Below are 23,791 nucleotides of genomic sequence, written 5' to 3' on the forward strand. Positions count from 1 at the left end.
CAGCTCCGGGCCCTCGCCCCTTGGCCTGGGTTTACTTCACCGCCGTGGTGGTTTGCAGGAGGAGGTCATCGGAGGCTGCCCCGACGGCCACGCTGCGGGTGCCGGTCCCCCGTACCCACTCCCCCTTCGATGCATCCCAAGACGAAAGGTCCTTGGGGTCGACGTGCAGCGAGAGCTTCTGACTGGTACCTGCGGGGAGATAAACCTTGCCGAACTGGACCATCTTCATCGCTGTCTGGGCGACACTGCTGCGGAGATCAGGGGACTTCCCCAGATAGACCTGGGCGGAGTCAGCGCCATCCTTGGTTCCCTGGTTTGTCACCGTGAAGGAGACGTCCAGGCCGCCGTCCGCGGCCGGGGTTACTCCCAGACCCGAATAGGAGAAATCGGTATAACTCAGGCCGTGGCCGAATGCGAACAGTGGTTTAACCGCGGCGGCGTTGGCTGCCGGGTCAGTGAACCACCGATAGCCCATATTGAGGCCTTCAGACCACTTGATGGTTTTCTGGGCTTCGCCCGCGTCCTGAGTTCCAGCGGACCGTTCCGGGTGTCCTGCAAACAGGGTCTGCTTGCTGTCGACAGGGAAGGACATTGTGAGCTTGCCGGAGGGGTTTACCTTGCCGTACAGGACGTTGGCTGTTGCTGTTCCGCCTTCCTGGCCGGGGTACCACATTTCCAGAGCAGCATCAACGTCGTTGATCCACGGCATCTGCACGGCGGAGCCAGTGTTGAGCACGACGACGACCTTGTGGCCGGCGACGTGCGCGGCTGCAGCGACGGTGGAGACCAGACGGTTCTGTGAGGCTGCAAGCTGTGCCACGTCAGTGAGGGGGGAGCTTCCGCCATCGCCGGTTGTTGTGTTCGCATCATCGACGAAGACCACTGTCGTGTCGTTGGACTTAGCCACCTCAGCCGCGGCGGCAAGCGCCGTATCCGTGTTGGACCATGCGAACCGGATGGCAGGGTCGGACGCCAGGCCATCATGGGGGGTATAGCTGATTTCCACCTTGTGCCTGCCGGGAGTCAGGTTCGTCGTGCCGGCCTGGTTGGCAACGCCGAGGTACTGGCCATTGGCTGCGACAGTCTTGATGGTTTTGTCCGTTGAGACTGCAGGGTAGTCGTTGGGCGTCATCTTGCTGTCAGGATCGGACAGTTTAAGTGCGGCGCCGTCGACGGTGAGGGTGACTGCCTTAGGAGGTGCAGTCGTGGCGGGAGGTAAGCCGAACCCCTGGGGAACTGCTGTTGGTTCCACGTTCCGAATTCCATGGTTGAAGGCGTTTCGGTCCCCTGTGTCGTAGCCGTAGGGCCGCTGGACGAGGAGCCGGTAACTGCCGCCCTCCGGGACGTTCACGTAACCGGTCCACGTGTAGGTATCGCCCTTGACCAGGCCCTTGACGTTTCCGTCAAGGGCGGGGTCCGTGGCGGTAGTGACGGTACCGTCAGCACTCGTACGGGTACGGGTCAGGCCCGGCTTGTCACCCGTGGGGTCCTGGCTCAGTGCAGACGCCGGCACCGGCTCGCCCCAAATGTCGTCACCGGGTGTGTGGGTGACGTTGCTGCCGGCCAGGGAAGTCATCGCGTCGAAGGGGCTGATGGCGACCCGGTCACTGAACCCGGTTGACCGCTCACCTCCGGGGCTTGCAGGCAGCAGATTTGCCGCTACTCCCGTGACTGCGACTTTGCTGCCGGTTCCGAGAGGGAGGGTTGCGTTGTTGTTTTTGAGCAGGACGGCTGCGTCTTCAGACAGCTTCAGCGCTTGCTTGATGCCTTCGGCTTTATCAACGTTCGCGTTCAGGTCGGATTTTTCAGAGTTTCCGTGCTGCTTCACGTTCGAGCGCTGTGCCGCTGGAATCTTTGTGTTGTCAAGAAGCCCGAACCGTTCATACTGGTAAACGATCCGTGCGACGGCTTCTTTCGCGGCGTCGGCATAGGCCTTGTCGTACGACGGGGAGGCCGGGTCGATGAGCGGGATAAGGTTCTTCCCGCTCAGGAAGCTGGTGAGAAATTCCTGGTCAGTCCCGGCCACGAGGTCCGAGGTGCTCTTGGCGGCGTTGTAATCGGTGGTGACCCAGCCCTTGAAGTTCCACTCCCCCTTGATGATGCCCTGGAGCATTCCTTCGTTGGAGCAGGCATAGTGCGGGCTGCCCTGATAGTCGAGGATCTGGAACGTGGCGTAGGAGCACATCAGGGATGACACCTTGCCGTCCTTAACCGCAGCCTCGGCAGGGGCGAGGTACATCTCCCTGGCCGCCTGTTCTCCTACCAGCGACGGTGTTGATTGTTCCTGTCCGTTGTACATGCCGACGTGCTTGACCTGGGCCATTAGCCCGGTCCCTTGGATAGCATTGATCTCGTCCGCGGTGAACCTTTTGGCAAGGTATGCGTCTTCGCTGTACGCGGTCATGTTTCGGCGCCACGAAGGAGTTCTGGCGATGTCAGTCTGCGGTGCATAAATCAGGTCCTGGCCCAGAGCCAGACCCTCCCGCGCTGAGGTTTTGCCGAAAGCAGCGATTGCCTCCGGGTCGAAGGAGGCGGCAAGTCCCAGGCGGGTAGGGAATGCAGTTGCTTCAGCAAATACTTCGATTCCCTGGGCATCTACGTGGCGCGCCTCGGGGACGCCCAGGCGGGGAATGCCCTTGACATATCCTGCTTGACCGTGAGGATCGGGATCGGTGGTGGCGTCGATGCCGAACTTGTTTGCGAAGCTCCCCTCGATCAGATCGATTTCCTCGCTGGGGGTTGCATTACCGGCGATCCACTTGACGGTTTTGGTCCACGGAGCGTCGGCGGCCATGGGCGGGGATGTCGGTTCAGGTGTCGTGGGCGCGGCCACTGCAGCGGCCGGGGCGAGGGTGGTGGCGACGATGATACTCCCAACGACAGATGTGACCACTCGTCTGTACCTGCGCCGCTCAGCCGGAGCTGAGAATAGGAATTTCTGCACTGAGTCCTCCTTGACTGTGGGGTTACGAGATTTGCCAGCTGCGGCTCAAGGCCACCGTGAGGGGAAGTCGGTATGGGCTGGCATGTCCATTACCGCACATACCAGGACGAGTTTGCTAACAATCGGTCGGTTTTTAGGGCAGCGGTGTCGTCATGGAGCGTAACGCCCTTGTCGCCGCTAGCCGGGCATGCCTTCAGTTCCTGCTCGGGAGGCCCGGCCCGGCGGTTAGCGCTGGTCGGATTGCCAGCGGGAAAAGTAATTCTGGACGAGCAGGAGGCTGCGATCCACAACTGCAGCAACCACGATCGCGGCGACTGTTGCAGCCCAAACGACGTTGACGTCGAAGCTGTTCTGCCCAACCACCATGAGGTACCCGAGACCGGAGCCGGCGCCGGTGAATTCGGCTACGATGGCGGCCTGAATGGCGAAACCGAAGGTGATGCGGGCGGAGGTTCCCACCCACAGTACGGCCGCAGGGAGTCTGGTGTCCCTGATTACCTGCCACCGGTTGGCCCCCAGAATACGGGCGTTGTGCCGGATGTCCGGGTCGACGTCTGCTACTCCGGCAGCGGTGCTGACAATGATGATGAAAATGACGACGAAGGCGACGTGAATCATCCGCGAAGCGATGGTGTAGCCCAGTGCGACCGCGAAAAAGGGGTAGAAGACGAGCCTGGGAAATCCCTGCCAAAAAGTGATAAAGGGTGAGATGATCCTGCCCACGCTGGGAAAGGTTCCCGCGACGGTGCCGACGGCTACTCCCGCAACCAGCGCCGCACCGTAGCCCACCAGGGTGACTATCACTGTTGCTGCTGTTTGAGCGACGAGGCTTCCGTCCTGCAGCCATTGCCATATGTTGGCGCCAATCTTCATCGGCGTTCCCACTACGAAGGCATTGAGGGCTCCATTGGTTGCGAGAACCTGCCAGCCTGCCAGCAAGCCGACAACGAAGAGGAGTTGGGCCAGGACCATGAGTGCCTTCGAACTCCTGCGCGCACCTAAAATAGCCGCCACTGGGTAAATCTCCTTTCGATGATTGCCAAGGCGCGGTCTGCTAACAGCGACAACATGGCTATAACAATTGCGGCGCCAAGCAGGAGGTCCGGCTGACCAAGGATGTTGCCGCGCGCGAGATAGGAGCCAAGGCCTCTTGAGCCGGCCAGGTACTCGGCCAGAGCGGCTCCGAGGATGGCCCATATGAGGGCGAGGCGGAGGCTGCTCATCAGCCATCCCATGACGGCGGGGACATACACGGAGGTTGCGCGCCACATCCTGCCGGCACCAAGGACGCGGGCATTCTGGTCATAGATCGTGTCGATTGAGGACAAACCGTTGAAGACGTTGAGGTAGACGATAAGAAAGATGATGGACGTCACGAACATTGCCGCTGACGTTGTTCCAATGCCGAACCACAAGATGAACAAAGGTGCCAGCGCTACACGGGGCACTGCGTTCGCGATGATGAGGAACGGAGCCAGAAACCGGCGCATCAGGGGGAATGGCCAGGTAATCGCCACCAAAAGGCACGCGGCTGCAGCGCCTGCCACAAAGCCCGTCAGGGCACTGGTGACTGTTGTTCCTGCATTGGACCAAAATGCAGGGTCTGCAGCCCATTTGCCGAGTCTTTCGACGACCAGTTGGGGCGATCCGATCAGGGACGCCATGCCGGGGACGGTGACGGCGGTCAAATGCCAAACCAGGATAAGCGCACCCCAAATGAGAACCTGGGCGGTTACGACTTGCACCGCCGGGTTAGCGCGCCTTTTGATCCTCGCTGCCGCAGTCCTCTGGCCATCGAGGGGGGCGGCAGTCATGCGCCGCTCCTCAGTCCGGACCCCATGACCTGTTCCCGCAGGTCGCTCCAGAGTTCCTCGTGCATGTGCGTGAACTCGGGATCGAAGCGCAGCTCCAGGAGGTTCCGGGGGCGGGATATGGCCACCTTCCGGTCGGTGAGTACGGAGCCCGGTCCCCGCGTCATGGTAACCACGCGATCGGACAGACCCACCGCTTCCTCCAGGTCATGGGTTACGAACACAACGGTCTGCCGGTCTTCCTCCCACAGTTTCAGGAGGTCGTTCTCCATCAGGTTGCGAGTTTGGGCGTCTAGGGCACTGAAAGGCTCGTCCATGAGCAGGATTTTGGGCTTCAGTGCCAGACTGGCTGCGATCGAGACCCTCTTCCGCATGCCTCCGGAAAGTTGGTGCGGATAGGAGTCTCCACGCCCGTGGAGACCAACCCGCTCCAGCCACTCGCGGGCTTGCACGTTGGCTTCCTTTTTTGCCATCCCGCGGTAGCGCAGCCCGAGGGCGACATTCTGGAGCGACGTCTTCCACGGCAGGAGCGCGTCGCGTTGGAAGACAAAGCCAACATCCGGGTGGGGTCCTTTTCGCGCATCGACCGCACGCCCCAGGACGTTGATGCGGCCCTCGGAGGGTTCCCTTAGCCCTGCGACCAGGTACAGGATGGTGGACTTTCCACATCCCGAAGGGCCGACGATTGAGACAAACTCACCCTCGCCTATTGAGAGGTTGACGCCCCGGATGGCGGTGTGGGTGCCCATCTTGGACGCGTACGTCTGTGTAAGACCTGCAATGTCGATTGCTGGGGACTTGGTTGCGGCGGTTTGCGCCGGAGCGTGCATTGCCTGATTCCATGCCATGGGACTGCTTTCGTTTCGCTGCGGGTTAGGAGAGGTCCGACGGCGTCTTAAGGGATAACTTGTCATAGGCCGTGCGAACGTAGGAGTTGTCAAAGAGCCCGGGAGCCGGATTGAAATCTTCCTTGACGACATTTACGAGTTTGGCACCCGCCAACGTCTGGTCGACTTCCTTCTGTGAGAATCCGCCGGTTGCCCTGCTGAAGCCCGACTTCGAGTACTGCCACTGAAGGTCCCAGGACTTACCGACGGCGTTCTTGAAGTCGCCGCTCATTGGAGCCAGGGAATCGGCCGGCGACTTTGCCGCTGCGAGCACGTTGAGTTCCTTGACCAGGGCGGTGACGATGTCCTGGGTCAGCTCTGGATGCGCCTTAGTGAAAGTGGGAGATGAGGCAAAGACTGCGTTCAGCTGTTTCGCGATGGGAAGTGTTTCATCTTCCTGGGGATTGGCCACGAGATAAGCGGCGCCCGACTCGACGGCGGTCGCGGCATTGTTTGGAGAGGTAGACAGGACGTCAGCCCTGCCTGATTCAAGCACTGCCTGGGTTTCCGATCCGCTGCCCAAGGGCAGGCGCTCCTGGTTCGTCCAGCTTAGGCCGGCACTTTCTGCCGTAAGTTTGGCACTTATCTCAGAGATCGAACCGACGCGGGTGAAGGCCCAGCGTTTCTTGTCGAAAACCTTGATGTCGCCAGGGCCGCCAAGCTTGGACGAAGAATTGCCGATGATCTGCTGGGAAGGACCATCGAACATGTTCATCAGCGGGACCATCTGTCCGCCCTGCGAAGCAACGCCCAGGACAGAGGTGCCAGGAACGATAGCGGCATCAACTGACCCGCTGGCAAGAGCAGCGACGAGATTTGAACCTGAAGGAATCGTTTCGATTTTCAATTCAACGTTCCGATCCTTGAGGACCTTGGTGAGTTCACCGTCGGGGCCGATAGCCGCGTAGAAGGCCCCGAAGGTCACGTCCGGTGAGAACAATCCCACTTTCAACTGCTGCGGATCTGCGCTTTTTTCGCTCGCGGATCCACCAGCACACCCAGTAAGGACAAGGGCTGACGCGGCGATTGCTCCGAGGAAAGCGGGCAACGTTGACCGTTTTTTCACAACTACTCCTAGATCAATGTGATGTGCACGACACCATGAGTGTCCAGTAACTATCGCAAACCTCATAACGATCGTCAACAACTCTGACGAGAATTACGCTTCCACCCGACACGTTCCGGACATACCGAATGTAGCAATATTCATCAGACTGGTTGACGTTCGTAACAAGGAGTGCGAGCCTTTTAGCTGTTCTAAGTGAGGAGTGTGAAGTATGTATGCGCTAAGACCGGTCCGATTGCTCCCCGACGACCTTGCTGTGTTCGCTGGGGTGACTTACGTGAGCAGCATCTAAATGGCTGCTCGGGGCTCCCAGGACCTGCTGCTGACCCTCATTGGAACCTATTTCCTTGGTCAAAAGCGGCCCATACCGTCCGGCTTCCTGGTGAAGCTGCTGCAGGAGTTCGATGTAACAGCGGTGGGTGCCAGAAACGGACTGAGCCGTCTGGCCGGACGGGGCTTTTTGGAAGTGCATAGGCCAGGAAGGAACACCTACTATCACCTGAGCCCTGAGGCTCACGTCCACCATGCGGAGCGCCTCAGTGAGATCGTCAATTTCGGGGACAACCCTGAACCGTGGGACGGTACCTGGACAGTTGTCTTGTTCTCTGTGCCGGAGAATCTTCGGGCACATCGCCACGTTGTACGTTCCCGCTTATCGGCCATGAGGTTCGCCGTACTTTATGACGGCGTGTGGGTGCGACCAGGCACGCTGCGTGAACAGGCACGCAAAGCTCTCGGAGATTTCGACGTCCCGAAGCTCACACTGCTCTCCGGGGCAGTAGTGGACGCGGCGTTCGGTGGCATTGATCCCGTGAGCGTCTTCTCCTTGGAGGCCCTTCGAGACAAGTATGACCAATTCATCGAGGCCTCGCGGACCCTGAGGGCGGACATCCGTGCTGGCAGGGTCGGTTCCGCCGAGGCGCTCCGGCAGCGGGCGCGCGTGATGCATCAGTGGCGTTTCTTCCCCGACCACGATCCATTGCTCCCAGCCGGGCTGCTCCCCCACGACTGGCCGGTACAGAGAGCGCGCGAGGCTTTCCTAGAAATATATGACGGCCTTTCCGAACTCGCTGATCACCGGTTTCGCACCCTCCTTACGGAGTTCTCCGCGGATCTGGCCGGAGAGGTTCGCTCCATGACGAGCGTTGAACTGCTCGATTTGCACCTGCCGGCTCGGGGCCTGGGCCCTTTGACCGGCAGGACCTGATGTACGTCTTTGATCAAGAAAGGGACACATGACAACCACTACCCACACCGAAAATGAACCGCTGACTGTTTTGGCGGTGGGGGACATAGGCCCGGACCGGGAGGACGCGTCAGAACTCTTTGAACTGAACCGGGAGGTTCTACAGTCAGCAGACGTGACCTTCGGCCAACTCGAGTTCGTCCTCTCGGACCAAGGTTCGAGGCTGCCGCAGGTGCGGCATACGGTAAAGGCAAAACCCAGTGACGCGAAAGCATTGGTGGAGGCAGGCCTCGATGTCATTTCCTTCGCAGGAAACCACTGCATGGACTTCGGGGCTGAGGCCATGCTCGACACTGCACGCCACCTTGCCGCAGCCGGAGCCAAAGTAGTGGGCGTCGGCGCGGACATCAGAGCAGCACGGCGTCCCGCAGTAGTGCAACACGGAACAACCGAAATTTCTTTTCTTTCCTACAGCTCGGTGTTGCCCCACAGCTTCTGGGCAACTGATAATCGGCCCGGATGCGCCCCAATGCGGGCTTTTACCGTCTATGAACAGGTGGAGCACGATCAGCCAGGTACGCCAGCGCGTATTCACACGTTTCCGCATCGGGAAGACCTGGCCAACCTGGTGCAGGACATCAAGCGCGAAAAGCTGCTGGGACGCTTTGTCGTCGTGTCGGTTCATTGGGGAATTCATTTCATCCCGGCACAGATCGCCGACTACCAGCGGGACGTAGCGCACGCGGCCATCGAGGCCGGTGCCGATGCGATCATCGGGCACCACGCCCACATCCTCAAAGGGATTGAGATATTCCGCGGTGTGCCCATCTTCTACAGTCTCGCCAATTTTGCGATGGACACCCGGGTGACGCCGGAACAAGTTGCCACACCGGCCTTCCAGGAGATTCTGGCACTTAACCCTGGCTGGATTCCCAACTTCCATTCCACCTTCAACTTCCCCCCTGACTCCCGGAAGACGATCGTTGCCAAACTCGTGGTCGAGGACGGAAAGCTTGCGGGGTTTGGTTTCTTACCTGGATGGATCAATGACAACTCGCAGACGGAGCTTCTGAGCGGCAAGGACGAGCGGTTCGAGCAGGTTGTGGACTACATGCGCACCATCAGCAAAGAGGCTGGACTCGAAACGGACTACAGACGCGAAGGTGATGAGGTACGCCCGGTGGACCTGTCACAGGTCAACCTCTGATGGAGGGCACACACAGAGGCTTGACTGAAGAACTTGCAGCCTTTGCTGCCGGCCTTCGCTGGGAAGACGTTCCCGGCGAGGTATGCGAGCAGGCAGCCCGTCAGGTGTTGGACGGTTACGGGGCAATGCATGCAGGCAGCGACCGGTCCTGGACCAAAGCCGCACGGGACTACGCCCTCAAAGAAGGAGTTCCCGGCCGGAGCTCTGTCATCGGCATAAGGCACAGGCTCCGGGCTGCCCAGGCTGCGTTTGTCAACGCAACAGCCATGCATGGACTTGAGCTCGATGACTACCATGTATCCGCGGCCGTCCACGCTGGGTGTGCCGTCGTTCCCACCGTCCTTGCCCTGGGAGATGAACTGAACGTCGGAAGTCGTGCAGCGCTGACTGCCATCTCTGCTGGAACAGAGACGATAATCCGGCTGGGCCTCGCGATGTCTCCGGAAATGACACAGGACCGGGGCTTTCACGTCACAAGTGTGTTCGGGGTCATCGGAGCGGCGGCTGCGGCCATTAGCCTCCTTGGCTTGGAGGAACGTGCAGCCCAGCACGCACTTGGCATTGCCGCCGCCCAAGCAGGAGGCACCACTGAGTTCACGCGCACAGGTGGTGAAATCAAACGCATACATGCAGGACTCGCCGCCTCAAATGGAATCAGGGCGGCCAACCTGGCACAGCTTGGTCTCACGGCCCCCCTTGAATCGCTTGAAGGACGAAGGGGATTCGCTCAAGCCTTCGGCGGCAGGAGGGTGTCCTTGGACAGGGTGAGCCGCAGGCTTGGGGACGACTGGCATCTTGACGGACTCGGAGTGAAATCATGGAGCACCTGCACGGGTAACCACGCACCTATTGCGGCACTCGAAAAACTCCGCCGACAGGGACTTGAACCCGACGACGTAGCCAGCATCACCGTCTATACGGACAAAACCACAGCTGACCACTGCGGCCAGCTGGGAGCCCACGTCACAGACATGACCGGAGCGCAATTCAGTCTCCACATCAGCCTTGCCATGCGACTTGTCCTGGGGGGCAACGATCCCAGCCATTATGCAGCACTCGAAGCGGCAAATTTTGCCATTCCCGAGGTGGTTCGACTCGCCTCGCTCATAAAGATAGCTGTCGGGGAAGAAGAAGAGAGATCCTTCACCATTGCTCCGTCAGCCAGGGTCGTTGTCCAAAGGAAACAGGGCCAGTACATGGAGGCACACGCCATTGCGCCCGGAGGGCCGTCACAGCCCTTCACGTGGCATGACCTGCAGCAGAAGGTCCATGCATGCGCGGATGCAACTGTCGGACCCGAAGAAGTGGACAGCGTTGGCCGCCAAATCCGGTCCTGGCTCCACGACGATATTCCCGTCACAGGCCTGCTGGACCAGGGCACTTCCCGCACCACGGGCAACGCCTCAACCCACGCCTAAAAGATGTGTCCGTGCCCCGCCCAAAGACAGCGGGGCACGGACAGGTCCGAGCGCAGGAACGGTCAGGCGGCGACGACCTTCAACGGCGTCGATGAAGGGCCGAACTCCAGCCAATCCGTCATCTTAATCTCCCCATCCAACTCGAAAGAGGCAGTCTTCGATAACAGTGCCTCAGTCGCAACGCACAGTTCGAGTCTCGCCAGCGATGAAGCGGGGCAGCGGTGGGGACCCCTGCCGAAGGCAATGTGCTTGTTGGGCTTGCGGTCCATGCTGAACTCGTGGGGGTTCTCAAAGACATCTTCATCCCGGTTCGCCGAGGGAAAGATCATGGCGATGGGCTCTCCGGAGGGAATGTCCCTGCCGCGGATATTTTCGTCGTGGATAGCTGTGCGCGCGAATACACGATAGGGGGAATAGAGACGAAGAAATTCTTCCACCGCGTCAGGAATACGATGCGGATTCTCCCGGAGGTTTTGCTGCAGCTTCGAATCCTGGGCCAGATGCGCCGCGATACTTCCCAGAACTGCTCCTGGGGCGGCTTGCGATGCGGACAGGAACTGCCGGATGCTTGCCACTACCATCTCCTCAGATATGGCCTCCCCGTTTTCGCCGGCAAGCAGCAACGCCGAAATGAGGTCTTCATTGGGATCAAGAAGGTTCTTTTTCCGGTCATTCACTAAGTCATTGGCCACACGGTAAAGCTCATCGCTCCACTTGATCACCCGTTCCTTGTCCATTGCCATCTGCGCCCGGTAATACTGCACCTGCACTTCCCTTGCGCGCAGCATCATGTCCAAAGGGAGTTTCAAGATCAAGCCGAACGCCCTCGCCGCGAAGTACTCGGCGAAGTCGAGGGTGAAGTCGAATCTTCCCTCGGTTACCAAGGGATCCATCAACTCGTCTGCGAAGCGGCGGAGTTCGGGCTCAAGAACAGCCATTCGACTCTTGTTGAACACCGGTGTGACGGGCCGCCTGTACGCATCGTGCTCCGGCGGGTCGAAGTGCAGCGGTGGCCTCCGTCCCTGATTCCGCGTTGCCGGAGGGACTACGTTTTTCTCAGCGGTGCTGAAGTTCTCGTGCTCTGTCTGGATCCTAACGATGTCCTCGTACTTGAAAAGTGCCCAGAAGCCGCCGAAAGCCTCGCTATGAGCCACAGGGCAGTTCCTCCGCATCTCTTCGTAGTAGACGTGCGAATTATCAAACGTCTCGTCATAGAGAGGATCGAATTCGTTGGGATGTTTGGGGTGAGCCACCTTTGCCTCCTTAACAGCGGCCGTTCCGGCCGACCAACACTGGTGTTGTAGTTCGTCTAAGGTTCGCAGTTGTTGTGACTAGCGTCAAGACAAGTGGCAAGGATAGAGTTGCGGGGAGGTGTTCCAGATGGAAGAACTGACATATGACTAACGCAAAGCCGGTGCATGGCTCGCAGCAGTTCCTGCTGACGCTCCTTGGCACTTACTTTCTGGGTGTTGAGGACAAAGTCCCTTCGACCTTTTTCGTAGATGTTCTGGGTGACTTCGGCCTAAGCGAAACAGCCTCACGGAATGCATTAAGCCGTGTCGCCCGGCAGGGGTTCCTGGAACCTACTAAGCGGGGTAGGTCCACTTACTATGCCCTGACTGAGACGGCCCACAGCCGTCAACGGCGCCGCCTGAAGCAAATAGTGGACTTTGGCCGGGTTCTTCGCGAATGGGACGGCACTTGGACCGTTGCAACGTTCTCAGTGAGCGAGGACCAACGCCACCTTAGACATCAGGCTCGGCAAGTTCTTCGACAGTCCGGGTTCGGGCTGTTGTATGACGGGGTTTGGGTCAGTCCATGGCCGCTAGCGGAAGATTCCCGTCAAGCAATGCTGAATATAGGCATTGACCGCATCACCGTCTTCACTGGCGCAGCCTCTGCTGCCTTCGGTGGGGAGGGTGACCCTGTTTCGGCCTTTGAGCTGGAAGCTGTAAGGCCGCTACTGGAGTCTTTCATCGCACGGACGGCACCGATTGTTGATGCATTGCGTGGTAACAAAATCTCTCCCACCGATGCGCTTCGACTGCGGATCGAGACGCTTCGGGATTGGCGAAACCTGGGTGAAAACCATCCGGACTTGCCAGTGGATCTTTTGCCGGCGGACTGGCCGCTTGCTATGGCGCGAACGCTGTTCGAACAAGCCTACGACGGCTTAGCGGCGGCCGCAGAGGCGCGCATGCGTCACCATGTGGGACAAAGTGCGGCTGAACTTATACCATCGGTCAGATCGCTCAGCACGGAGGAAGTCGCAGGCTTGGAGCAGTCGCTCGGAGACCCCGCAAAATGACGGTGGGGACCGGCGGCCTACCCTAGTCTTGAAATCGCCGAACATCCCGCGGCGCCTGGCAGCTTTCCCGCAACCCGGCAGGAACGCCATAATGCCTAGGGCCCGGTGCTAGCAAAATGCTGGCGAGGTAGCTTCCCAGGCGCCTCCAGCCCCTTGGACTCCAACTCCACCAGCAAGAGTCTTAGAGCGTGGTTAAGGTGACTAGTTTCTTCCGGCGGCAATATTGCGAGCAATTCTCGCTCGATGCCGGTGATCGCTTCGAGCAGCGGGGGTATCTCCTGCCGGGCCCGCGGAGTGAGATCCAATAGCGCGCTGCGTCGGTCGCTTTCGTGCGGTCTCCGTGTTAACAACCCAGCCGCGAGAAGCTTCTGCACCCTCTTGGTCGTTCCGGCCGGAGAAGCCGAGAGTGCGGCTGCGATTTCAGTGGGAGCCAATGGGCGGCCGTGCCTCATCAGAACGGCCAGGACGTCAAATTCGCCCCGCGTGAGGCCTGCCTTCTCAAGAACCGCCTCGCTTTGCAGCTGAACAATGCGCGATATCCGGTGGACACGCCCCAAGACGGCGGCCACCTCCACCTCAATCGAAGGCAGCCTTAGCCGCCATTGCTCCACAACCTCATCCACCGAGTCCCTCATGTAGCAACCGTACTGTAGAGTAAATGTACTTCGCCAGCGAAATACTTTTAATTGGAGGATCGTGACATCACCATCAGTCACTGCAATTCCGCGAGTGAAACAGCTCCTGGCCATCGGTCCCCACGCAGGCGCCCATCGGGTCGCCGTCCGAGCCGGGGCATCAGCCCTGCTGCCGCTCCTTGTGCTGTGGTCATTGGACAAGATCGAACTGGCTCCCTTTGCGATACTCGCAGCGACGGGAGCAGTTTTTGGGCGCAACGCTTCTTTGCCCCGGCGTCTCGCGATGCAACTGCAGACCTCAGCTGTTCTGGTCCTGTTGATCCTTGCCGGGGCGGCCGTATCCGCAGCAGAGCTTCCTGGCTGGACCGCCGTTCTGGCAACAGCCCTTGTCGCCTGCCTGTGCTCTGCGGCAGCCGACCTGCTCCAGTGGACACCCTCCGGCTGCCTCTTCTTTGTCTTCGCCTTTGCAGTAAGCGCCTACACCCCTGCGGGAAACACAGGGCTACCACTGATTGCCGCGGCAGCCGCCGGTTCAGCTGTTCTTACAATTCTCGTGACCATTGTCGGAGGAGCCCTTGAGGCCGTCACCCGCCCACGTCGAGGCGGCGTCCCGGGCCGGCAGGCACCAGCCGCTCCCCGGCGCCTGCCGCTGCCCCTGATCGCCACACACTCGCTTGCCTGCCTGATCGCTGCAGCTACGGCAGGCATGTTGAGTCTTGCAGGCGGTCTTGCGCACCCCTACTGGGCTATGGTTACTGCCATCGTGCCAGTAATCGGGGCGACAACGGCCGGGCAGCTGACTAGGGCAACCCACCGAATGATAGGCACCTTCCTTGGCATCGGCGTCAGCGGACTTTTACTCTTTTGGGCGCCCGGAGGCCCTGTCCTCATCGTCGTACTGGCTTTGCTGACTGCCCTGACAGAGCTCATGGTGGCCCGCAATTACGGACTGGCGATGCTCTTCCTCACACCCCTGACCATCGGCATGATGTTTCTCAACCATCCACAGCCACTCGGCCCACTACTAGCCGACCGCGCCCTGGAAACCTGCATCGGTTTGTCAGTTGTGATGGTCTTGATCGTCCTGACACATGACCTACGGCACCCGGAGGAACAAGCGGCTTAGCTATTTTGGCGCGGAAACGAGGTCTTACGGGGAACTAGAGATGGAATGACTCATCAGATTGAGTCACACCCCAGCCTGACGGGAACAGGCTCCTATACCTTGACTCTTCTTCTTGGGCAGGCCTGATACTCAACCTGACGGGAAGAGGGTTGGAGGCGCCAAGGGCCGACAGAGGATCGGGCACGTGCGCGTGAGCAAGCTGGACCAGAACGAGAAACGCCGGCTCGACAACCAGGTTCTGGATCGTGTCTTCACGGACATGGCCTCCGGCAGAGACACGGCCAGGCCCCAGTTCACATAGCTGTGGCGATTCGCCCGCGACGGGGACATCGTGGTCGTGCACATCTGGACCGGCTCGCCCGCAACCTCGACGACCCACGTGCCCTTGTCCAGGGCTTAAACCCGCAAGGGCCTTCGGGTGGAGTTCGTCAAAGTGAGCCTGGTCTTCACCGGCGAGGACTCCCCCATGGCCGACCTCATGCTCTCGGTCATGGCCGCCTTCGCTGAATTCGAACGCTCCCTCACATCTGTTCAGTGGAGGCGTCGGTGAATTGAGGCTTAGCGATCGATGGAAACCATGTTGGCGTCGTCGTGCCGTGCCCCTGCTGCGGGTTGGAGCGAGTTAAGGCGTTCTAGCTGGCCGGTGGTGAGTTCGACGGAATCGGCGGCGGTGTTCTCTTCCACCCGTGAGACGCGGCGGGTGCCGGGAATCGGGGCGATGTCCCCGCCGCGGGTTAACAGCCAGGCCAACGCGGTCTGGGCTGGGGTGGCGCCGATTTCGGCGCCGATGCTCCGGACTTCGTCGACGATCGCGAGGTTCCGGACGAAGTTTTCACCCATGAAGCGGGGGTTGGTTTTGCGCCAGTCATCATCGGCGAAGTCTTCCACTGTTCGGATTTGCCCGGTGAGCAGGCCGTGTCCGAGCGGTGAGTAGGGGACGAAGCCGATGCCGAGTTCACGCAGCAGCGGCAGGATCTCCTCTTCGACGTCGCGGGTCCAGAGCGAGTACTCGGTCTGGAGGGCTGAGACGTGCTGCACGGCGTGGGCGCGGCGGATGGTGTCCGGGGAGGCTTCGGACAGGCCGAAGTGCAGCACTTTGCCCTCGGTGATGAGCTCCGCGACGGCGTCGGCGGTTTCCTCGATGGGGGTGTTCGGGTCAACCCGGTGCTGGTAGTAGAGGTCGATGTGATCGGTGCCGAGGCGCTGCAGGGAGCCCTCGACGGCGGACCGCACGTTCGCCGCGCTGCTGTCGATCATGCCGGGGCCGCTGCCGGAATGGGAGACCAGGCCGAACTTCGTGGCGATCTTGACCTGGTCACGGCGGCCCTTGATGGCCTGGCCGACGATCTCCTCGCTCAGGAACGGCCCGTAGATCTCCGCCGTGTCGATATGGGTGACCCCGAGCTCGAGCGCACGGTGGATCGTGCGGATCGACTCGGCGTTATCCAGGGCGCCCTCGCTGGTGTAGGTGCCGGCCATGGTCATGGCACCGAGTCCGATGCGGGAGACTTCCAGGTCTCGGAGGCGTGCGTTCTTCATGTTGTGATTCCTTTCGGGGTGGTTTTCAGGCCTGGGACGTGGGCATGGCCCACAGCTCTGCGATGGAGGATCGCCGCGGGCGGGTCACACCATGAAGGCGATGCTCTCGGCGATGTCCCCGGGCTGCAGCGGCTCGGGGATGGCGTCGGAGGCGGCGAGTTCGTCCCGGATGGTGTCGTTGTTGTGCGAGATAGGTTCAGTGTCCACGGCACCCGGCTCGAGCACGCCGACGCGGACGTGCTTCTTCGTGACCTCCTGCCTCAGGGCCTCGGTGAAGCCGTTCACGCCGAACTTGGTCATGTTGTAGACGCCGAAATTCGCCCACGCCTGCCGCCCGGCATGCGAGGAGATATTGACGATGTCTGCCACTTTGCGCGGTCCGTCCTGAGCTGCCTTGAGTAGATGCGGGAGTGCCGCGTTGGTCATGTAGAGCAGGCCGTTCTGGTTGACGGAGATCATCCGTTTCCATTCCTGAACATCGGCGCCAGCGATGGGGCCGAGGAGCATGAGTCGGGCGTTGTTGATCAGGATGTCCAGGCGGCCGAAGCGATCGATGACCTCTGCTACGGCCTTCTCGGCCTGGGTGCGGTCGGTGATGTCGGCCGAAACGGCGTAGGCGGTGCCGCCGGTGGCCTCGATCTCGGCCACGAGTGTGTCGAGGCGGTCTTTGCGTCGGGCGACGACGGCGACGGAGGCCCCGTGTTCGGCGAGGGCACGGGCGGTGGCGTCACCGATGCCGCTGCTGGCTCCGGTTATCAGGGCGACGGTTCCGGTCAGTTTCGCTGTCATTGGTTTGTTCTCCTTCAAATGGTGGGGGAGCTTTTTTGGGCAGGCGTCAGCCACGTGCGTCCCCCGGGATTGTTGTGGGAGTGGCTTGGATGCGTTGGCCGGCCAACGCCCTGGGCTCAGGGGCGCGGCTGGCGGCGAGGGGTAGGGTTAGGCGTCGTCGTGAGCCAGGTTGATGGAGAGCTCGCGGTGGGCGTCGGCTTGTCCCTGGAGTGCCTTGGCCCTGGTCTCGAAGTTGGCCACGGCGTCGGCGCCAGCGGCGAAGCGCAGTGGGGGCGCCTCCAGTTCTGCCAGTTGGAGGAGGGCGTTGGCGAGCTTTGCCGGGTCCCCGCCCTGAAGTCCGTTCATGCCCTTCCACGCCGTCACGGTTTGCTCGGTCCGCTCGGCGTAGTCCTTTATGGTGGAATCCGCGTAGCTCGCGGATTCCGGGGTGAGGAGCTCGGTGCGGAAGAATCCTGGTTCCACGATCATGCTGCGGATGCCGAACGGTGCGACTTCCGGGGCCAGTGACTCCGCCCAGCCCTCCACGCCGAATTTGGAGGCGGCGTACGCGGTGAGGAACTCTCCGCCTGCAATGCCTGCGGTTGAGGAGATGGTGACCAGCAGGCCGGAGCGCTGGGCGCGCAGGACCGGCAGGGCGGCGCGGGTGACGTTCATAGGCCCGAACATGGTGGTTTCGATCTGGGCACGGAAGTCGCCCGGGACGATTTCCTCGAAGAACCCTGCGTAGAAGTTGCCGGCGTTGTTTACTAGGACGTCGATCCGACCGAACCGGTCCACGGCTGCCTGTATAGAGGCGGTCGCGTCGGCGGGGTCGGTGACGTCGAGCTTCACGACCAGCAGGTTCTCGTTTTTACCGACGGCCTGGGTGACTTTCTCGGGGTCCCGGCCGGTGGCGACCACGGCGTGGCCGGCCGCGAGGGCGGCCCTGGCGATGTCAGTACCGAGGCCACGCGCCGCGCCGGTGATGAACCAGACCTTTTTCCCGGGCTTGGTGCTGTTTTGTTCAGTCATGTTCTGTCTTCCTGCGTGGAGTGGTCCGAGCCGCGTGTGGGAGCGGGCCAAGATCGTGGATTTGCCTGCGGGCCGCCGGCCCTGGCGGCTGTTTCGGACGGTGATGCCGCCCAGCTGGCCAGGAATGCCAGCGCGTTTTGGGATGTGGAGCCTGGCTCGGCGGTGAAGGTGAACAGGGTCTGTCCCTGATCGCCGGGAAGGTGAAGCGTCTCGAACTGCAGGGACAGGTCCCCGGCGACCGGGTGGTGGAAGCGCTTGGTCCCGGTGGTGTGGATCCGTACGTCATGTCCTGCCCACAGCGCGGCGAACAACCCGCTGCGGGTGGTCAGTTCCCCGATCAGCTCGTTCAGTGCCCGGTCGTGCGGGTTCCGGCCAGCTTCGGAGCGGAGCATCGCGACCGTAGTGGCCGCGACGGCACGCCAATCGGGGTAGAAGTCCCCGGCTCCCGGATCGAGGAAGAGATAGCGTGCCTGGTTCGGCCGCCCGTCTTGGGTGTCTGGACCAGCAGCGACTGGGGACTCTAATACCGGCCCGTACAGCGCGCGGCCCAAGAGGTTTGTGGTCAGCACGTCCGAGCGGCCGTTCTGCACCACAGCGACCACTCCGCTCATCCCTTCCAGAAGACGCAGCACCCCGGAACGGACCCGCTGCTGGGTCGGACGACGCGCTGCCCGCCGCACCGGGGTTTTGGCCGCCCGTGCAAGGTCCAGCAAGTAGCTTCGCTCCGCCTCATCCAGCTCAAGGGCCGAAGCAACAGCCTCGAGCACAGCATCCGAAACGCGGCCCAGGCTACCGCGTTCCAGCCGCGTGTAGTAGTCCGTGCTTACCCCGGCGAGCTGGGCCACTTCCTCACGGCGCAGGCCCGGCACACGGCGCAGTTCACCATAGCTGGGGATGCCGGCCTGCTCCGGAGTGATCTTCGCGCGCCGCGAGATCAGGAAGTCCCGGATTTCATCTCTTCTTGCCACATCCACCACGCTACGCAGGCAAGGCCGGCGGTGGCAGTGTCTATCAGACACCCCCAATTGGTCGCGAAAGACCAGAAACCCATGCCGATGCGGGCACACAGAAAAGACCGACCGCGGGACCGCCTTAAACTCTGATTTCCCTGTGGTTATCAGCTGTGCTTGCGATCAATCACCGTTGGAGTATTACCCCGATGTCCAGCCGGGGGATCTCGTCTATGCAACTCGATGGACAGTCTCGGTATCATCATCTACGAGGAGACAGGTTCCGTTCGTGCGCTCACGGGCGATGATTATCTGGGACCTGGCCGTCATCCGAGACCTCCCGGACGACCTTGAACTGGAAGTCGCTCTCGCCGACTAGGTAAATCCGTATCCCACAGGAGCCCCATGACGAATCTGTCCGACCCGCTGGATCTGCGCCATGGACACCCTCTGCCCAATCGCCTGGTCCTCGCGCCCATGACCAATCAGCAGAGCAATCCGAACGGCACCCTGTCGGAGGACGAGCTCGCCTGGCTGGTCGCCCGCGCTGAAGGAGGATTCGGCCTTGTGCAGACCGCGGCCGCTTATGTGCACCCGGCCGGACAGGTCTGGCCCGGCCAGCTCGGTATCTCCTCCGACGAGCACCTGCCCGGGCTGGAGCGCCTTGCCGCCGCCGTCTCCGCCGCTGGTGCACGGTCCTCGGTGCAGCTCCATCACGGAGGCGTCCGTGCGGAGAGGACGCTGTCCGGCCAGGAGGTCGTGGGACCGTGGGATGATGCGCAGACCGGGGTGCGAGGCATGACCACCGGTGAGGTCCAGCGGGCGGTCGAGGACTTCGCCGATGCCGCAGCACGCGCCGAGAAAGCCGGCATCGACGGCATTGAAGTGCACGGAGGCCACGGCTACCTGGTAGGCCAGTTTCTCGACGCCTCGAACAACCTCCGACAGGACGGGTACGGGAGTGACCCCGCCGGACGGGGCCGCTTCGTGAAAGAGGTCGTACATGCGATCAGGGAACGCACCGGCCCGGACTTTCACATCGGGCTCCGACTGTCCGTCGAACGCTACGGCCTGGTCTTGGCGGACATGGTCCAGCTCGTCGGCGAGCTCCTCGCCAGCAGAGACATCGACATCCTCGACCTGTCCTTGTGGGACGTGGCGAAGCTTCCCGCAAACGCCCCCGAAGGCAGGCCAACACTCGTCGAGCACTTCCTTGACCTGCCCCGCCACGGAACAGTCATCGGTGTCGCCGGGCACATAGCAAGCGCCGCGGCAGTGCAGCGGGTACTCGACCAGGGGGCTGACCTCGCCTACATCGGCAAGGCCGCTATCGCCGACCATGCCTTCTCCCGACGGGCAATAGCCGACCCCGGCTACCGCGCGCCGTCCTTTCCCGTGACACGGGACCACCTCCGCTCGGAGAAACTGGCGGACACATTCGTGACGTACTTCGCGACCAACTGGCCTCAGCTGGTGGAAGGCTGAGGTCATTCGACTCTTCCGTTGCACGGTGCGATGCGGCGGCGGCAGTCTTGCGGTGATCGCACGAACGCTTCCCCAAGAGACCGACGCTATCGCCAGCTATCGATGGATCGCCTTTTAGCCATGGCTGCATCTGATGAAATACGCAGGTTCCAGGCACCGCGCGCCAAGGTTTTCGGTCGGGCTTAACTGCACCCCAACCTGACAGAAAAACCGCCTGACAAGGCTAAACGCCCGTAATCACGTTGCGCTATGCATCGAATGCCGCGTTCACGCCAGTGAAGCGCATCTCTGATCGGTAAGGCGCACGTCCCAGATGCCGTCCTTGTCGGTCAGATCCGGGTCTAGCCATTCAGCGAACCGGTCCCGCGGGATGATGACCGGGGAACGGTCATGGACGTGCTCAGGGCGTCCTGGGTGGTCGTGGTGAGCACCGTGCAGCTGGGCAGCCATCTTTCCGGATCATCCTTTGGCAGCGACGGATCAGCCCACCACTCGTACAGGCCGGCGAACCCCAACAGTGGCTCTTTCTCTGAGTAGAGGTAGTTGGTGATCTTCTTGCCGTCCTCGGTCTTCTGCCATTCGTAGTTGCCCTCGGTCGGGTTATCCGGTAGTTGGTAGCGTTGGGAGGACGTTTTCTCAGGCAGAGCCGTTGAAGACGCGTCCTTTAATGGGATGCTGCCCGACTGGCGGTCGGTTCTTGTGTGCGAGTGATGTCGAATGTCGTTCGACATCGTTGCGGCTGTTGTCAAAGACGAGCACGGCACGTCCCATGATTTGTCCGGTGCGGAGGTCTTCGAAGGCGCGTTCAGTGTCGGTGAATGCATATTCTTCGATGTCCACGGTGAGGTATCCGTCTCGTGCCAGGGCGAAGACTTCGACGAGGTGGGACTTGCTGCCCGATGATGTTTTGACGACGGTTACTTCAGGTTTGACGCCGCCGGCTCGATTTCCGGCGACGTCCAGCGATCCGTCGCTGATGCCAGTAATGGCGAGGAGTCCGCCGGCACGTGTGACGGCTGCACCGAGGGCCAGGGTAGAGGTGCGTCCTACGAAGTCAAAGGTGGCGTCGACTCCTTCGGGGAATCGGGCCAGTATCTTTTCGGCTGTTTCTTCGCCAGAGGTGAGGGCGAGGTCTGCGCCGTGCTGAACGGCAAGAGCGAGCTTTTGATCCGACACGTCGACAGCGATTACCGCTGCGGCGGTGGTGGCTTTGAGGATCTGAACGGCGAGGTGCCCGAGGCCTCCAACGCCAATGACGAGGGCTACGGACCCTGGGGTGAGCATCGTGCGGGCACGTTCGACTGCACCATAGGCAGTCAGTCCGGCGTCGGTCAGCGGGGCGGCTTGCCTGAGGTCCAGTCCGGTGGCGTCAACGAGATGTTCGGGACGTGCGAGGAAGTATTCGGCCATGCCGCCGTCGTCGGTGACGCCCAGGGCCGACCATCCGGTCGCGCAGGATGCCGGCCGTCCTTCGCGGCATCGTCGGCAGGTACCGCATCCGGAGATGCCTTTGACTCCGACGGCCTGCCCGACGGTCCATCCTCGTACTCCTGGTCCGATGGCGTCGATGATTCCGGCCATTTCATGGCCGAGGGTCACGGGGAGAACGGCGCCGAACAGTTCTGGTGCGGAGAGGAGGGTGAGGTCACTGTGGCAGACCCCGGCTGCGACTGTGCGGATCCGCACTTCGCCTTCACGGGGTTGTGGGACGGTCACGTCGGTCAGTTCGACTCGTCCTGCTTCGAATGCCCGATATGCCTTCACTTGTGTCTCCCTTGGGTGCTGCTGGTTCTGGGTGGCCGCCTGCTGTTGTTTTCAGGTGGCCGGGATGATGTGGTGTTCGCTGGTGTCGAGAAGTTGGCGGTCTCCGGATAGCTGGTAGATCCAGATCACGCCGAGTTCGGCGGCCACCACGTCGACGGATCCGACGATGTGTCGGCCGTCTTGGCCAACGGCTTCGACCGTGTCTCCCGGTGCGAGGGTGGCCAGCAGTTCGTTATCTGTTCTGATCGAGGTGAGATCACGCATTGTTCGCTCCTGTGGCTGGTGCGGTCGCTTACGTGGAGGTGAGCGACACGGGCCTGTTTCAGGGTTGTGACCCGCTTGCCCGGGTGGGGGTGGTGCGCATGGTGCTGGTCCTGCACCGCTAGTGGCGGTCCGCACCATGCGCACCATGGGGGGTTAGTCCTTTGGTGCCATGCGCAGGGCGACGGCGAGCCCTGCGAGTCCGAGGACTGAGACGGTCACGGCGAGCAGGAGGGCTATGGTGTAGCCGCCGGTGAGGTCGAAGTTCAGGCCCCACAGGGGCGTGGCGAGGGCCTGGCCGAAGTAGTAGAACATCATGGCGACGCCGTAGACCCGTGAGAACCGGACTTGTCCGAAGAGCTTGGCGATGACAATCGGAAGGAGGACGGTGAGGGGGGTGTTGCCAACGGCCACGAGGACGGTGGCGATGGTGACGGCGATGTTGGAGCCGACGTAGGCGAGGATCAGGAAGGCCGCAGTAGAAGAGGCAGCGGCGATGGCCAGGGCTGTGGAGAGGCCGATCCGGTCCGCGATGACGCCCTGGAGTGGCTTGGAGAGCATCATGCCAATCGACATCACTGACATGATGGCACCGATTTCAAGGGCGGGGATTCCCTTGCCGCCAAGCAGGCTGGGGAGCACCTGGGTCACACCGATGGGGAGGGAGATCAGGAACGTGGCGACGAAGACGATGACGAAGGCGGCCGGACGAACCTTTAGGGCCGTGGCTTTTGCGTCGGTCTTCTTGGCCGCGGCGGTTGCGGCCAGCACCGGGGGGTTGCGGATCAGGAAGACGGCCGCTCCGACGATCAGGACGAAAACGCTGATGGCCAGGGCTGCGTAGCCCATGCGCCAGCCGGCGTTTTTAACGACCTGGGGCATGATGAATCCCCATAAGAACCCGCCGATGCCGGTGCCCATGAAGACGATGCCGAGGACGGAGGCACGGTTGCGGGAATGCCAGAGGGTAATGATTGTGGTGGCGGCCATGACAGTGCAGGTTCCGAAGGCGGCACCGGTGAGCAGTCCGCAGAGGTAGATCACGTAGATGTTCGGGGCCAGTGCCATGCCCGTGAGGCTGGCGGTGGCCACGATCCCGCCGATGGTGATGACCGGTCGTACGCCGACGCGTTCGTAGACGCGGCCGATGATGGCCATGGTAACGGCGCCGCCGATGGTCCAGAGGCTGTAGTACACGAGGTACTGGGCCATGGCGACACCGAATTCCTTAGCGGCGGGTACGACCATGAAGCCCAGGGCGCTGACGCCGGAGACGGCGATGGTCAGCAGGCCGGCGCCGATGGTGGAACGCAGCCGGGGGCCCTTGAGTTCGCGGCTGGCGGCTGTGTCTGCGAGTTGGTGTTCGAGTGCTGTTGCCGAGGTATCGGCGATAGTTTCAGTCAT

Annotated in this window: 21 protein-coding genes and 1 pseudogene; 7 read left to right on the forward strand and 15 right to left on the reverse strand. The window is 61.5% G+C overall.

Translation table 11 applies throughout. The features are described from left to right. Positions 1 to 31: 31 nt before the first annotated feature. The 5 genes from ACTHQS_RS14580 to ACTHQS_RS14600 form a co-directional block, all read right to left on the reverse strand. The gene (locus ACTHQS_RS14580; RefSeq protein ID WP_440170236.1) at positions 32 to 2,893 is read right to left on the reverse strand and encodes a beta-glucosidase family protein; all 2,862 of its coding nucleotides are present in this window, start codon (positions 2,891 to 2,893) and stop codon (positions 32 to 34) included. Between the two features lie 276 nt (positions 2,894 to 3,169). Beyond that, positions 3,170 to 3,958 (reverse strand): ABC transporter permease, encoded by a 789-nt coding sequence (locus ACTHQS_RS14585; protein ID WP_440170238.1) that lies wholly within the window; start codon positions 3,956 to 3,958, stop codon positions 3,170 to 3,172. Further along, on the reverse strand, positions 3,943 to 4,758 hold the full coding sequence (locus ACTHQS_RS14590; protein ID WP_440170240.1) for an ABC transporter permease: 816 nt from the start codon (positions 4,756 to 4,758) through the stop codon (positions 3,943 to 3,945). Before ACTHQS_RS14590 ends, ACTHQS_RS14585 begins: the two co-directional genes overlap by 16 nt. Continuing rightward, positions 4,755 to 5,603, reverse strand: a complete 849-nt coding sequence (locus ACTHQS_RS14595) for an ABC transporter ATP-binding protein (protein ID WP_440170243.1) — start codon at positions 5,601 to 5,603, stop codon at positions 4,755 to 4,757. Before ACTHQS_RS14595 ends, ACTHQS_RS14590 begins: the two co-directional genes overlap by 4 nt. 25 nt (positions 5,604 to 5,628) lie before the next feature. Then, positions 5,629 to 6,708 (reverse strand): ABC transporter substrate-binding protein, encoded by a 1,080-nt coding sequence (locus ACTHQS_RS14600; protein WP_440170246.1) that lies wholly within the window; start codon positions 6,706 to 6,708, stop codon positions 5,629 to 5,631. A gap of 292 nt (positions 6,709 to 7,000) precedes the next feature. Here ACTHQS_RS14600 and ACTHQS_RS14605 point away from each other — a divergent pair, with 292 nt between their 5' ends. Genes ACTHQS_RS14605 through ACTHQS_RS14615 form a run of 3 tightly spaced genes read left to right on the forward strand, consistent with a single transcriptional unit; the run spans position 7,001 to position 10,519 of the window. Further along, positions 7,001 to 7,915, forward strand: a complete 915-nt coding sequence (locus tag ACTHQS_RS14605; RefSeq protein ID WP_440170248.1) for a PaaX family transcriptional regulator — start codon at positions 7,001 to 7,003, stop codon at positions 7,913 to 7,915. 28 nt (positions 7,916 to 7,943) lie between these two features. Beyond that, positions 7,944 to 9,101, forward strand: a complete 1,158-nt coding sequence (locus tag ACTHQS_RS14610; protein WP_440170250.1) for a CapA family protein — start codon at positions 7,944 to 7,946, stop codon at positions 9,099 to 9,101. Beyond that, positions 9,101 to 10,519 carry an MmgE/PrpD family protein gene (locus ACTHQS_RS14615; protein WP_440170252.1) on the forward strand — a complete coding sequence of 473 codons (1,419 nt, stop codon included), beginning with the start codon at positions 9,101 to 9,103 and terminating at the stop codon, positions 10,517 to 10,519. The genes ACTHQS_RS14610 and ACTHQS_RS14615 overlap by 1 nt, the downstream gene beginning before the upstream one ends. A gap of 62 nt (positions 10,520 to 10,581) precedes the next feature. On the opposite strand, the gene ACTHQS_RS14620 is transcribed toward ACTHQS_RS14615, so the two are convergent. Beyond that, a complete protein-coding gene (locus tag ACTHQS_RS14620) occupies positions 10,582 to 11,772 on the reverse strand; it encodes a cytochrome P450 (protein ID WP_440170255.1) in 1,191 nt (396 codons plus the stop codon). A 143-nt stretch (positions 11,773 to 11,915) separates the two neighbouring features. On the opposite strand from ACTHQS_RS14620, the gene ACTHQS_RS14625 reads away from it, so the two are divergent. Next, a complete protein-coding gene (locus ACTHQS_RS14625) occupies positions 11,916 to 12,827 on the forward strand; it encodes a PaaX family transcriptional regulator (RefSeq protein WP_440170257.1) in 912 nt (303 codons plus the stop codon). A 95-nt stretch (positions 12,828 to 12,922) separates the two neighbouring features. Here the strand turns inward: ACTHQS_RS14625 and ACTHQS_RS14630 are convergent, their stop codons facing one another. After that, complete coding sequence (locus ACTHQS_RS14630) at positions 12,923 to 13,576, reverse strand: MarR family winged helix-turn-helix transcriptional regulator (RefSeq protein WP_440170259.1); 654 nt, start codon at positions 13,574 to 13,576, stop codon at positions 12,923 to 12,925. On the opposite strand from ACTHQS_RS14630, the gene ACTHQS_RS14635 reads away from it, so the two are divergent. Further along, complete coding sequence (locus tag ACTHQS_RS14635; RefSeq protein WP_440170262.1) at positions 13,557 to 14,588, forward strand: FUSC family protein; 1,032 nt, start codon at positions 13,557 to 13,559, stop codon at positions 14,586 to 14,588. The genes ACTHQS_RS14630 and ACTHQS_RS14635 overlap by 20 nt on opposite strands. Before the next feature lie 112 nt (positions 14,589 to 14,700). Continuing rightward, positions 14,701 to 15,111 (forward strand): annotated as a pseudogene (locus ACTHQS_RS14640) (recombinase family protein); the annotation flags it as partial. Between the two features lie 35 nt (positions 15,112 to 15,146). Here the strand turns inward: ACTHQS_RS14640 and ACTHQS_RS14645 are convergent. The 4 genes from ACTHQS_RS14645 to ACTHQS_RS14660 all read right to left on the reverse strand — a co-directional run bounded on the left by ACTHQS_RS14645 (position 15,147) and on the right by ACTHQS_RS14660 (position 18,895). Next, positions 15,147 to 16,127: an aldo/keto reductase gene (locus ACTHQS_RS14645; protein WP_440170264.1), complete on the reverse strand. Its 981-nt coding sequence runs from the start codon at positions 16,125 to 16,127 to the stop codon at positions 15,147 to 15,149. A gap of 84 nt (positions 16,128 to 16,211) precedes the next feature. Beyond that, positions 16,212 to 16,916: an SDR family NAD(P)-dependent oxidoreductase gene (locus ACTHQS_RS14650; RefSeq protein ID WP_440170267.1), complete on the reverse strand. Its 705-nt coding sequence runs from the start codon at positions 16,914 to 16,916 to the stop codon at positions 16,212 to 16,214. Positions 16,917 to 17,063: 147 nt separating this feature from the next. Further along, complete coding sequence (locus ACTHQS_RS14655; protein WP_440170269.1) at positions 17,064 to 17,927, reverse strand: SDR family oxidoreductase; 864 nt, start codon at positions 17,925 to 17,927, stop codon at positions 17,064 to 17,066. Then, complete coding sequence (locus ACTHQS_RS14660; protein WP_440170271.1) at positions 17,924 to 18,895, reverse strand: helix-turn-helix transcriptional regulator; 972 nt, start codon at positions 18,893 to 18,895, stop codon at positions 17,924 to 17,926. Before ACTHQS_RS14660 ends, ACTHQS_RS14655 begins: the two co-directional genes overlap by 4 nt. Positions 18,896 to 19,282: 387 nt before the next feature. Here ACTHQS_RS14660 and ACTHQS_RS14665 point away from each other — a divergent pair, with 387 nt between their 5' ends. After that, positions 19,283 to 20,362 (forward strand): oxidoreductase, encoded by a 1,080-nt coding sequence (locus ACTHQS_RS14665; RefSeq protein WP_440170273.1) that lies wholly within the window; start codon positions 19,283 to 19,285, stop codon positions 20,360 to 20,362. Between the two features lie 341 nt (positions 20,363 to 20,703). Here the strand turns inward: ACTHQS_RS14665 and ACTHQS_RS14670 are convergent, their stop codons facing one another. From ACTHQS_RS14670 to ACTHQS_RS14685, 4 genes are all read right to left on the reverse strand, one after another. Beyond that, positions 20,704 to 21,093, reverse strand: a complete 390-nt coding sequence (locus ACTHQS_RS14670; RefSeq protein ID WP_440170275.1) for an SOS response-associated peptidase family protein — start codon at positions 21,091 to 21,093, stop codon at positions 20,704 to 20,706. Next, positions 20,999 to 22,126 carry an alcohol dehydrogenase catalytic domain-containing protein gene (locus ACTHQS_RS14675; protein ID WP_440170278.1) on the reverse strand — a complete coding sequence of 376 codons (1,128 nt, stop codon included), beginning with the start codon at positions 22,124 to 22,126 and terminating at the stop codon, positions 20,999 to 21,001. Before ACTHQS_RS14675 ends, ACTHQS_RS14670 begins: the two co-directional genes overlap by 95 nt. 51 nt (positions 22,127 to 22,177) lie before the next feature. Beyond that, positions 22,178 to 22,390 carry a hypothetical protein gene (locus ACTHQS_RS14680; RefSeq protein WP_440170280.1) on the reverse strand — a complete coding sequence of 71 codons (213 nt, stop codon included), beginning with the start codon at positions 22,388 to 22,390 and terminating at the stop codon, positions 22,178 to 22,180. Positions 22,391 to 22,543: 153 nt separating this feature from the next. Beyond that, positions 22,544 to 23,791, reverse strand: a complete 1,248-nt coding sequence (locus tag ACTHQS_RS14685; RefSeq protein WP_440170283.1) for an MFS transporter — start codon at positions 23,789 to 23,791, stop codon at positions 22,544 to 22,546.

The organism is Arthrobacter sp. SAFR-044 (assembly GCF_051965175.1).
Taxonomy (GTDB): domain Bacteria; phylum Actinomycetota; class Actinomycetes; order Actinomycetales; family Micrococcaceae; genus Arthrobacter.